This is a genomic window from Streptomyces sp. NPDC060035, from assembly GCF_042736635.1.
Classification (GTDB): Bacteria; Actinomycetota; Actinomycetes; order Streptomycetales; family Streptomycetaceae; genus Streptomyces.
This window is the reverse complement of the sequence record NZ_JBHWVO010000024.1, coordinates 104,560-114,834: the sequence shown is the minus strand read 5'-3', so window position 1 is coordinate 114,834 and position 10,275 is coordinate 104,560. Positions and strand designations below refer to the sequence as shown.

Below are 10,275 nucleotides of genomic sequence, written 5' to 3'. Positions count from 1 at the left end.
GGTTACGACGCGTCGTAACCGGTGGGGCGCTCCTGCGTCCGCCGAGGGCCTGTGGCGGCACCGCGGTGTCCACCACAGGCCCTCAGACGTCGTCGGGCTCCGTCTCGGGCGCCCCGGGCCGGTTGCCCGTGAACCGGGCCGTCAACGCCTCCGCGGACTTCAGCACGAGCGCGGTGAGCTCCTGGGTCGAGGCGGCGTTGAACCGGGTCTCGGGGATGGTGATGCCCACGTCACCGATCACGACGTTCGACGGTCCGAGAACCGGCGCCGCGATGGCGATTGCTCCGTCGATGCGCTCCCCGTGGGAGATGGCGTAGCCGTCACGGCGGATGCCGGCAAGACGCTCTGCCAGCCGATCCGGGTCGATCCACGTGCGGTCCGTGAGAGCGTCCAGCTTGCCGTGCGTGATCACGTGCTGAGTCTCGGGAGGGAGGAAGGCGAGAATGGCGAGACCGCTCGCGCCCGCGTGGAGCGGAAGCCAGACACCCTGCGGGACCGTGTACCGCAAGGGGTGTGAGGACTCCACCGACATGGCGAACATCATCTGTCGGCGCTGCTCGTTGACTACGGCGAAGAAGGATGACTCGCCGCTGCCCTGCGCCAGGTCGGACAGGATATCGAGGGCGGCCTCGCGCAGGGGGAAGCGGGCGTTCGCGGTCCAGGCCAGGCGCAGAAACTCCATCCCGAGCCGGTAGTTCCCCGCCGGCGTGCGGCCGACCATGCCCAGCTCCTCCAGGTCGCCCAGGAGCCGGTGAGCGGTACTCGCGCTGACGCCCAGTCGGTTGCCGATCTCTCGCACCCCGTAGGCCTTCTCGCCACCGTCGATCATCAAGGTGATGATCTCGATGCCACGTGCGAGTGGATGGCGCTGGCGCTCAGGCGCGGCCACCGTGTCCTGGGTCGTGTTCTGCGTCGCCACTCCCTGCTCCTTCTGTACGCCGAGTCCCGCATAGCAGAAACTTGATTCCTTTAAAGAGAACGCTATCAGGCTGGCGGCTTCTTGCTCGCTTGATTGCCTATGGTCGATTGTCGCCCCCAGCCGGGGCGGCAACGCAAGAGGCCTCCCCTGCTCGAAGGCGGGGAGGCCTCTTACTTCACAGATGGTTCGAACGGGCCCGGACGCCGAGTGGTGACGCCCTACGCCGCCCCGGCGGCGAGCAGCATCTCGGCCCTGTCATGCAGCTTCACGCGCGTTCGGCCGATGGCCTCACCGCGGGCGACTTCGGCGGCCTCGATGGCCCGCCAGCGGCTCCAGTCGACGACAGCGACGCCACGCGAGCGCAGGAGCGCGTCGACTCCCGAGGGACCGGAACCCTTCCCCGCCAAGTCAGGCGCGTCATTGAGGAGGGCGGCCACCGTCTCGCTCGCGCAGAGCCGGTTCGTCCCGATGACACCGCTGGGGCCCCGCTTGACCCAGCCGACTGCGTAGAGGCCGGGCAGGACCCGATCACCATCGAGGACTCGCGCGTCACGGTGGGGGATGGTGCCCGATGTGTCATCGAAGGGCACCCCGCTCAGGGCGGCACCGCGATAGCCGACGGCGGGCAGCACTAGTCCGGACTGGAGATCCTCGACGACTTCGGGACGTGTCGTGTGAGCCAGACGTACAGCGGAGACCGAGCTGCCACCCACGAACTCCACCGGCGTGCGGTTGAACAGGAAGCGGATGGAGCGTGGCCGCCCCTGCGGCTTGCGGTCAGCGATCTTCTGGAGGGTGGCGAGCAGGCGTGCGGTCGCCGGCCGGGTGTCCGCCCGCGCTTGCTGGGACAGCGCCAGATCGCCCGAAGGGACGATCAGGTCCGCACCCTCCACCTCGGCCAGTTCCAGCAACTCCTTGTTCGTGAACTTGGCGTGCTCGGGGCCTCGTCGGCCGACCACGCACACCTCGCGGACACGGTGGCCGGCCAGCGTGTCGATCACATGCTCGGGTACATCGGTCCTGCTTAGCTCGTCGGGTGTGCGCACCAGCATGCGAGCGACATCGAGTGCCACATTTCCCACGCCGACCACGATGGCCCGCTCCGCCGTGAGAACCGAGGTATCGAAGGCCGCGTCGGGGTGACCGCTATACCACGACACGAAGTTGCGTGCGGCGACCACACCGGTGAGGTCTTCGCCCGGAGTGCCGAGGCGGCGGTCCAGCGGCGCCCCCGAGGCCAGGATCACCGCGTCGTAGTGCGTGTGCAGTTCATCCATCGTGATGTCCGAGCCGACGGTCACGTTGCCGAGGAACCGCACGGAGGGGGTCTCGAAGATCTCGGTCAGGGATGCGACGATCGACTTGATCTTCTGGTGATCTGGAGCGACGCCATACCGTACGAGCCCGAACGGCGTGGGCAGTTGCTCGAACACGTCGACAGAGACATCGTGCGTGGTGTCCTCGGCCAGGATCTGGGCACAGAAGGCCCCTGCCGGGCCGGAGCCGACGATGGCGACTCGCAGCGGCGCCATCGCTAGGCCTCCTTGCGGGGGAGGGCCGCGACGAACTCGACATCGTGGTCGATCTTTCCCAGCTTGCGGGCGCCCTTGGGGGAGTCCAGGGCGTCGAAGAAGTGCGCGTTGAGGTCGAGGAACTGCTCGTCGTCACCCATCAGGTCGGCGTCGTAGCGAATGGCCGACACCGGGCAGACCTCCTCGCACGCACCGCAGTCGATGCACTGGTCCGGATTGATGTACATCATCCGGCCGCCCTCGTATATGCAGTCGGCAGGGCATACCTGCACGCAGCTCTTGTCCTGGATGTCCACGCACGCCTGTGTCACCACAAAGGTCACTTGTTCTCCCTGGTATCCGTCGACAGTGGGAAGGGAAGCCCGCGGCAGATGTGGCACCACCGGCGTCGGGGCGAGCCTCCAAGGCGGTGGATCATTCAACGGAACGAGCGATCCTTTCAACGGCGCTAGTGTCGGTAGGCCTGCCCCGCGTGTCAAGAGGAGGCGGGCTGTAGCGCGAGGGAGTTCCGCACGGAGCGGGACTCCGGCGGGCGGGCCAGGAAACGGCCCGCGGCATGGGTCTTCCATTTTGGCATCGCGTGCCAATACGCTCCGGGTGTCCATACGGCAGGCTCAGCGGCCACGGGAACGTCCGGCGTTCCCGGCTGCCCTGCCGGCGATGCGTCGTACGTACGCACGCACGGCCGCGTACGCCGCCGTATCGCCTGATCACCTTTGCCCGCAGGTACCCGTACGGGCCCTCCGCACAGGGAGAACACCATGAGCAACGTCATCAACTCCGCCCAGCCCGAGCAGAACATCCCCGAGGCGGCGGGTTCGCCGGAGGAACTCATCGAGGCCGATGACCTGATCGAGGAGATCTCGATCGACGGCATGTGCGGCGTCTACTAGGCCGCGGACATGGCCACGCTGAATATGGACCGCGCCTGGGACCTGCACGAGCAGGTCTCGGTGCGGCCGGAACCATTTGGTGCGCTGCTGTACCACTTCGGCACCCGCAAGCTGTCGTTCCTCAAGGACCGCACGCTGCTCGCGGTGGTCCAGGCGCTGGCGGCAGCGCCCACCGCGCGGTCGGCCTGTGCCGCCGCGGGCGTCGCCGAGGCAGATCTGCCGCGGTACGGGCAGGCACTCGCGGTGCTTGCCCAGTCGTCGATGGTCGTCGAAAGGACCGAGACCTCATGACCATTACCGCACCCCTTCCGGGGTCCGCACCGACGCCGGGCCCCTCCCGCCTGGTGGATCTCTTCGAGTGCGGCCTGGACGCGCCGATCTGCCTGACGTGGGAACTCACCTACGCCTGCAACCTGTCCTGTGCGCACTGCCTGTCCAGCTCCGGGCGGCGTGACCCGCGCGAGCTGAGCACCGAGGAGTGCAAGGCCGTCATCGACGAGCTGGAGGCCATGCAGGTCTTCTACGTCAACATCGGCGGCGGCGAACCCACCGTCCGCCCTGACTTCTTCGAGCTGCTCGACTACGCCACGGCCCACCACGTGGGCGTGAAGTTCTCCACGAACGGCGTACGGATTACCCCCGAGGTCGCCGAGCGGCTCGCCGCCAACGACTACGTGGACGTCCAGATCTCGCTCGACGGCGCGACCGCAGAGGTCAACGACGCGGTGCGGGGACGGGGTTCGTACGACACGGCGCTGCGCGCGATGCGGAACCTGTCCGATGCCGGGATGCGGAACTTCAAGATCTCGGTGGTGTGCACCCGCCACAACATCCCGCAGATGGACGAGTTCAAGGCGATCGCCGACCGGTATGGCGCACAGCTGCGGCTGACCCGGCTGCGCCCCTCCGGGCGCGGGGCGGACGTGTGGGACGAACTCCACCCGCTGCCGCAGCAGCAGCGTCAGCTGTACGACTGGCTGGTGGCCCACGGCGACAGCGTGCTCACGGGCGACTCCTTCTTCCATCTCTCCGCGTACGGGCAGGCGTTGCCAGGGCTGAACCTGTGCGGTGCGGGCCGTGTGGTGTGTCTGATCGACCCGGTCGGTGACGTGTACGCGTGTCCCTTCGCGATCCACGACGAGTTCCTCGCGGGCAATGTGCGCGGGCCGGGCGGCTTCGCGAAGGTGTGGCGGGAGTCGGAGCTGTTCTCCGAGCTGCGCGAACCGCAGAGCGGTGGGGCATGCGCCTCCTGCTCGTTCTACGACACCTGCAAGGGCGGCTGTATGGCGGCGAAGTTCTTCACGGGACTGCCGCTCGACGGCCCCGACCCCGAATGCGTAAGGGGTTACGGCGAAGAACTGCTGGCTCAGCGCCCGCAGGACGGCGGCGACATCCCGAAGTCGACGGGCGACCATTCCCACCGCACCCGCCCCGCACGGGGATCCGGACCGGTTGCCCTGGAGCTGACCCGCCGGCCCGGCTTGGACCGGCCACCGGTCAGCGCCTGCGCCGAGGACCCGCTCGCAGGCATCAGTCTCTGAGGCCGGGGCCTCGGGCGCTCGCAGTTCGCGTCCCACCCCCCACGACGACCAGCACTGAAGACCGAAGACTGAAGTAGGAGCCGCACATGGGCAAGGATCCCTGGTTCGAGACGGTCGCGGAGGCTCAGCGCCGCGCGAAGAAGTACCTGCCGAGTTCCGTTTACGGTGCCCTCGTGGCCGGCTCGGAACGAGGCCACACCATCGATGACAACACCGGTGCCTTCGCGGAGCTGGGCTTCGCCCCGCGAGTGGCCGGCTTCCACGCCGACCGGGACCTCTCGACGACCGTGCTCGGGGTGGACTCCGCTTTCCCCGTGGTGATATCCCCGACCGGGGTACAGGCCGTCCACCCCGACGGCGAGGTGGCGGTGGCCCGGGCTGCGGCCGAACGTGGCGTGATCATGGGCCTGAGCTCGTTCGCCAGCAAGCCTGTGGAAGAGGTCTGCGCCGCCAACCCGAACACCTTCTACCAGATGTACTGGACCGGAAGCCGCGAGTCCATGGTGCAGCGCATGGAACGCGCGCGAGCGGCGGGGGCGAAGGCCCTGATCGCCACGTTGGACTGGTCCTTTTCCAACGGCCGTGACTGGGGAAGCCCGGCCATCCCGGAGAAGATCGACCTCAGGGCGGCGATCAAGTTCGCGCCGGACGTGCTGCCCCGGCCGCGCTGGCTGTGGACGTTCGCCAGGTCCGGGCGGATCCCGGACCTGACCGCCCCCAACCTCAAGCCCCCGGGAGGCAAGGCGCCCACTTTCTTCGGCGCCTACTACGAGTGGATGCAGACCACGCCGCCCACCTGGGATGACATCAAGTGGATGCGCGAGGAGTGGGGAGGCCCGTTCCTGCTCAAGGGAGTCTCCCGGGTGGACGACGCCAAGCGGGCTGTCGACGCCGGAGTGAGCGCTATCTCGGTGTCCAACCACGGCGGGAACAACTTGGACACCACACCCGCCAGCATCCGCCTGCTGCCGCCGATCGCCGAAGCGGTCGGGAACGAGATCGAGGTCCTTCTCGACGGCGGGGTGCGCCGGGGCGGGGACGTAGCCAAGGCCCTGGCTCTGGGGGCGCGTGCGGTCCTGATCGGCCGCGCCTACCTGTGGGGACTGGCCGCCGCCGGACAGACGGGCGTGGGAAACGTCCTGGACATCCTGCGCGGCGGACTCGACTCCGCCGTCCTGGGCCTCGGACACTCCTCGGTCCACGAGCTGTGCCCCGACGACCTGCACATCCCGGACGGCTTCACACGCGCCTCCGGCGCGGGCAAGTAGGCCGCGCCGATCGACCGGCTCCGCGATTCTCGCGGCGTCGGCTGCTCACGGTCGCAGGGAGGGATGACACGTGTACGACCTGTCAGAAACGATCTGGGGCGGGGCGGGCGCCCCGCCGACAGAGAGCTCAAGCCGACCGCTGGACCGTGTCGACGATGCTGTCGCCCGACACGCGCGCCGTGGACAGCAGCCGGCGTGCCTGGTTCAGGGCCCGAACTTCACCTACTGAGAGGGCCGCCCTTTCAAGGGAACGTCAAATCTTTACAAAGCACCAGAGAGGTGCTGGGCACCGTTGCGTCGCGCGTCAATGGCGGTTATCGCAGGAAGGGTTGACATCCCATTTCGCGCCACGCCATGCTGAGGCTCCTGTCAACGGAACGCGTGTTCCGTTCTCCGAGATGCTCACCCAAGAGGAATGAGGACCTATCCCGATGACCAGGGTGCACACCGCTCGACACTCTCGCGGAGAGACCCGATGACGGCCGCAGGCCGGGTGGCCGTCGTGACAGGAGGTGCCGCGGGCATCGGCATGGCGATCGCCGAGCGCCTGGCGAAGGACGGATTCAGGATCGCGATCCTCGACGTCGTCGATGGTGCGGCACAGCAGGCCGCTGAAGCGATCGCCGGGGTCGGCGGCCACGCGCGCGGATACCGCGCCGATGTGAGCGACCGGCACCAGGTCGATGCGGCGCTGACCGCCGCCCGTGCCGACCTGGGACCGCTGGCTGCCGTTGTCGCGAACGCTGCGGTCGCCCCGCAGCGAGCGTTCCTGGACATGACGCTCGACGAGTGGAACCGCACCCTGTCGATCAACCTGACCGGGTCGTTCAACGTCGTCCAGTCCGCTCTCCCCGACCTTCTTGATGCCGCATGGGGGCGCGTTGTGCTGATCGCCTCCTCGAGCGCGCAGCGCGGGGCCCCGAAGATGGCCCACTACGCCGCGTCCAAGGGCGGGCAGATGGCTCTCACCAAGGCGCTCGCCGTCGAGTTCGCCAAGTCGGGCATCACGGTCAACACGGTCGCTCCGTCCTCGATCGACACCCCGAGCGTGCAGAAGAAGCGTGCTACCGGCGCCATACCGTCCGCGGAGGACATGGCGAAGTACATCCCCGTCGGGCGGATGGGCACAGGCGAGGACATCGCCGCCGCGGTTTCCTACCTCGTCTCGGACGAGGCCTCCTACGTGACCGGCCAGACCGTCAGTGTCAATGGCGGCTCCTTCATCGGGTGATTACATGACTCAGCCACGCATTCCCCCGCGCCCCGTCGACGACTGGACCGACGAGGTCGACGAAGCTCTGTCCGTACTGCGCGCTCAGGCGCCCGGCACGCAGGCCGCCGCGCCCAGCGGGCCCGCTACGCGCCCGCAGTCCCACATCCTCGGCATCTACGCCTGGCACCCGGATCTGATCCGTGGGTGGATGCCCTTCTCGAACCATCTGCGGCACTCCACGCTCTCCGACCGCGTCCGCGAGATAGCGATCATCCGGACGACCTGGCTTGGCTTCGGCGAGTACGAGTGGGCCCAGCACGTCCGCATGAGCCGGGCGGGCGGCCTTCTCACCGACGCCGAGATCGACGCGCTCGGTGAAGACCTCGACGCCGCCAGATGGTCGGACGCCGACTCCGCGGTTGTCCGGGCCGTCGACGAGATGTGCACCGTGAAGAACGTCTCGGACGAGACATGGCTTGCCCTCGATAGGCACTTCTCGCGCGAGCAGCTCATCGATTTCGTGTTCACCGTGGGCACCTACGACATGCACTGCACGGCGTTCAATACGCTCGGCCTGGAGCTGGAGCCGGGCATGACCGGATTCCCGGCCGGTCACCGGCGTGGCCGGTGAGCCGCGCTGCGCGCCGGGGGGTGCTGCGCTGGCAGGTGAAAACGTCGTTCGTCCATTACGTCCGGGCGATCGCGGCTGGCACCTGCGAGGTTGCCGACGGGGCTGAACTGGACGCGGACGGGGTGTTCCAGTTCCCGCTGACCGAGGCGTCGCCGAACGCAGACGGCTGGTCGCTGCGCTTCGGCGGAGGCGCGCGCTTCTCGGCCCACCACGGGTTCCTGGACGTCGAGCTCCGTGGACTGGAACTCACGTTGCCGGCGGACCCACGCGGCGGAGCCCTCGGTGTCATGACCGCGCGAGGCGACCGCCTCACCATCGCCACCATGGCGCCCGTCTGCCCTGCGGAGGGAAACGGCGTGATCCGCTGGATCGGCCTCGTCCCGTGCCTGACCGACGCCGGTGCCGAGCTCTTCGGCGGTGTCTATTCGCCCGGCTCCGAGCTCGCGCCGCTCGACGCCCTCGTCCTGCTAGATTCCTAGGTCATGTCGTCATCCCCGCCCCATCAGGCCTCTCGGCGCAGTGGCTCCCGTACCGGGCAAGGGCGCAAGAACGTTCGCGGTGAGGCGACGCGTCAGCTCATCCTCTCCGCGGCCGAGAATCTGTTCGCCGAGCACGGCATTTCGGCCGTGCCGCTGCGCGACATCGGAATCGCTGCCGGTCAGCGAAACCATGCCGTTGTCCAGTACCACTTCGGTGACCGCGACGAGGTCGTGAAGGCCATCATGGAGCTGCGCGGCGCCGAGAGCGAGGCCAGCCGGACCAGCATCGTCGCCGATCTCATGCTCGGCACGGCCCCGCCGACCGTCGTCGACGTCGTCGGCGCGTTCGTGCGGCCCCTCGCGATCCATCTGCGGGAGGACAACCACTACCTTGCCTTCCTGTCCCACTTCATCATCGAAGAGGGCGGATATGAGGGCTTGGGCGAGATCCGCACCGGCGCGTCGGTCCTTACACTGCGGACTCTCCTCAGCCGGCTCGCACCGCAGGTCCCCGAGGCGGTACTGGAAGAGAGATGGTGGATGATTCTGACGAGTGCCGTGCACGCGCTCGCGCGGTACCAAGCGGCGCAGCGAAAGCGTTCCCACCTGCCCGCGAAGATCGACGTCCTGGTCGACGATCTGGTGGCCTTCCTCAGCGCGGGACTCACCGCACCGCTCGTCGAGGGCGATCCGAGGGCGACCGCAGGCGGCTGAGCCCGGCACAACGTCTCGGCAGTGGCCACCATGACGGACATGCGAAGGAGCCCGGTCGATGACCGGGCTCCTTCGCTGTGCGGGTCGACCCTCTGTCAGGCGCCGAGGTGAGCCATGAACTTTGACGTCCAGTCGTGCAGACTCGCGGGCACGTAGTAGTCGCTCTCGTCAGTGATTTCCTTCCAGTTTCCGGCGACCTCCTCGACCGTCGGTGTCCCGGTCCCGGCCGAGTGGTATCCGGGGCTGACGGCGAGGAACCACCGGGCGAACCGCTGCGCACCCGCCACGAGGATCTCGCCGTTCACCGTGCAGTTCTCGTGCGCCAGGTAGGCCACCATCGGTGACACCAGGTCGGTGCGCAGCGCCTGGAGGTGGGCGTCGTTCAGCGCGGTGGTCGTGATGTTCGGCTTCGCCGCCGAGGTGCTCGGACGCGTGATCGCGTTCGGTGCAACGCAGTTGACACGAATGCCGTGCGAAACGCCCTCCAGCGACAGGCTCCGGGTGAACCCGATCAGCGCACCCTTCGCGGTCGCGTACGCCAGGTTGTCCGGGAGCCCGAACATGCCGGTCGATGTCGTCGTGATCACCCGGCCGTAGCCCTGCTCGACCATGTACGGCCAGGCCGCACGCGTCGTGTGCCACGTGCCGCGCAGGTGCACGTCGAGTGTCAGGTCCAGATTCTCGGCGTCAGCCTCGGGGAACGTGGCGAAGCGGGAGATGCCGGCGTTGTTCACGACGATGTCGATGCGCCCGAACTCGCGAACAGCGGTCTCCACGAGCGCGTGGCAGCCCTCCTCCTTGCCCACGTTGTTGGTGTCGGCGACCGCGACACCACCCGCGGCCGTGATCTCCCGGACGACGTCGTTGGCCGGTCCGGTGTCGCTGCCTTCGCCCTCCTTGGTCCCGCCGAGGTCATTGACGACGACCTTGGCGCCCCGCTGGGCGAGCAGTAGCGCATGGGCCCGGCCGAGGCCTCGACCGGCGCCGGTGACGAGGGCGACTCGTCCGTCGAACCGGAAGTCAGGGGTGGCGTTCATCATGCTCCTTCGACAGTGATCGTGGCGGGATTTCATCATGAGTGCTCA

Annotated in this window: 12 protein-coding genes; 8 read left to right on the top strand and 4 right to left on the bottom strand. The window is 68.1% G+C overall.

Features of this window, described 5'->3' with window-relative positions; genetic code table 11:
- Positions 1–82: 82 nt before the first annotated feature.
- The 3 genes from ACFWBQ_RS30235 to fdxA form a co-directional block, all read right to left on the bottom strand.
- Positions 83–919, bottom strand: a complete 837-nt coding sequence (locus ACFWBQ_RS30235; protein ID WP_385502808.1) for an IclR family transcriptional regulator — start codon at positions 917–919, stop codon at positions 83–85.
- 218 nt (positions 920–1,137) lie between these two features.
- Positions 1,138–2,451: an FAD-dependent oxidoreductase gene (locus tag ACFWBQ_RS30230; protein WP_385502802.1), complete on the bottom strand. Its 1,314-nt coding sequence runs from the start codon at positions 2,449–2,451 to the stop codon at positions 1,138–1,140.
- A gap of 2 nt (positions 2,452–2,453) precedes the next feature.
- Complete coding sequence (gene fdxA / locus ACFWBQ_RS30225; RefSeq protein WP_385502799.1) at positions 2,454–2,774, bottom strand: ferredoxin; 321 nt, start codon at positions 2,772–2,774, stop codon at positions 2,454–2,456.
- Positions 2,775–3,212: 438 nt separating this feature from the next.
- Between fdxA and mftA the strand changes: the two genes are divergently transcribed.
- From mftA to ACFWBQ_RS30185, 8 genes are all read left to right on the top strand, one after another.
- Positions 3,213–3,344: a mycofactocin precursor MftA gene (mftA, locus tag ACFWBQ_RS30220; protein WP_385502793.1), complete on the top strand. Its 132-nt coding sequence runs from the start codon at positions 3,213–3,215 to the stop codon at positions 3,342–3,344.
- A 9-nt stretch (positions 3,345–3,353) separates the two neighbouring features.
- Complete coding sequence (mftB, locus tag ACFWBQ_RS30215) at positions 3,354–3,635, top strand: mycofactocin biosynthesis chaperone MftB (protein WP_385502785.1); 282 nt, start codon at positions 3,354–3,356, stop codon at positions 3,633–3,635.
- Complete coding sequence (gene mftC, locus ACFWBQ_RS30210; protein ID WP_385502780.1) at positions 3,632–4,885, top strand: mycofactocin radical SAM maturase; 1,254 nt, start codon at positions 3,632–3,634, stop codon at positions 4,883–4,885. Before mftB ends, mftC begins: the two co-directional genes overlap by 4 nt.
- Before the next feature lie 86 nt (positions 4,886–4,971).
- Complete coding sequence (gene mftD / locus ACFWBQ_RS30205; RefSeq protein ID WP_385502775.1) at positions 4,972–6,153, top strand: pre-mycofactocin synthase MftD; 1,182 nt, start codon at positions 4,972–4,974, stop codon at positions 6,151–6,153.
- A gap of 475 nt (positions 6,154–6,628) precedes the next feature.
- Entirely contained in the window at positions 6,629–7,384 is a 756-nt protein-coding gene (locus tag ACFWBQ_RS30200; protein WP_385502770.1) for an SDR family oxidoreductase, read from the top strand.
- A gap of 4 nt (positions 7,385–7,388) precedes the next feature.
- Positions 7,389–7,997, top strand: coding sequence for a carboxymuconolactone decarboxylase family protein (locus ACFWBQ_RS30195; protein ID WP_385502768.1), 609 nt, complete (start codon positions 7,389–7,391; stop codon positions 7,995–7,997).
- Positions 7,994–8,476 carry an HtaA domain-containing protein gene (locus ACFWBQ_RS30190; RefSeq protein ID WP_385502764.1) on the top strand — a complete coding sequence of 161 codons (483 nt, stop codon included), beginning with the start codon at positions 7,994–7,996 and terminating at the stop codon, positions 8,474–8,476. The genes ACFWBQ_RS30195 and ACFWBQ_RS30190 overlap by 4 nt, the downstream gene beginning before the upstream one ends.
- A 3-nt stretch (positions 8,477–8,479) precedes the next feature.
- On the top strand, positions 8,480–9,190 hold the full coding sequence (locus ACFWBQ_RS30185; protein WP_385502760.1) for a TetR/AcrR family transcriptional regulator: 711 nt from the start codon (positions 8,480–8,482) through the stop codon (positions 9,188–9,190).
- Between the two features lie 95 nt (positions 9,191–9,285).
- Here ACFWBQ_RS30185 and ACFWBQ_RS30180 read toward each other — a convergent pair whose 3' ends face one another.
- Positions 9,286–10,227, bottom strand: coding sequence for an SDR family NAD(P)-dependent oxidoreductase (locus ACFWBQ_RS30180; RefSeq protein WP_385502756.1), 942 nt, complete (start codon positions 10,225–10,227; stop codon positions 9,286–9,288).
- Positions 10,228–10,275 lie beyond the last annotated feature (48 nt).

What these genes read in the sequence shown, in the direction of transcription:
- ACFWBQ_RS30230 (WP_385502802.1), bottom strand. Translation starts at nt 2,451, where the DNA reads ATGGCGCCGCTGCGAGTCGCCATCGTCGGCTCCGGCCCGGCAGGGGCC.
- mftA (WP_385502793.1), top strand. Translation starts at nt 3,213, where the DNA reads ATGAGCAACGTCATCAACTCCGCCCAGCCCGAGCAGAACATCCCCGAG.
- mftB (WP_385502785.1), top strand. Translation starts at nt 3,354, where the DNA reads ATGGCCACGCTGAATATGGACCGCGCCTGGGACCTGCACGAGCAGGTC.
- mftC (WP_385502780.1), top strand. Translation starts at nt 3,632, where the DNA reads ATGACCATTACCGCACCCCTTCCGGGGTCCGCACCGACGCCGGGCCCC.
- mftD (WP_385502775.1), top strand. Translation starts at nt 4,972, where the DNA reads ATGGGCAAGGATCCCTGGTTCGAGACGGTCGCGGAGGCTCAGCGCCGC.
- ACFWBQ_RS30200 (WP_385502770.1), top strand. Translation starts at nt 6,629, where the DNA reads ATGACGGCCGCAGGCCGGGTGGCCGTCGTGACAGGAGGTGCCGCGGGC.
- ACFWBQ_RS30195 (WP_385502768.1), top strand. Translation starts at nt 7,389, where the DNA reads ATGACTCAGCCACGCATTCCCCCGCGCCCCGTCGACGACTGGACCGAC.
- ACFWBQ_RS30185 (WP_385502760.1), top strand. Translation starts at nt 8,480, where the DNA reads ATGTCGTCATCCCCGCCCCATCAGGCCTCTCGGCGCAGTGGCTCCCGT.
- ACFWBQ_RS30180 (WP_385502756.1), bottom strand. Translation starts at nt 10,227, where the DNA reads ATGAACGCCACCCCTGACTTCCGGTTCGACGGACGAGTCGCCCTCGTC.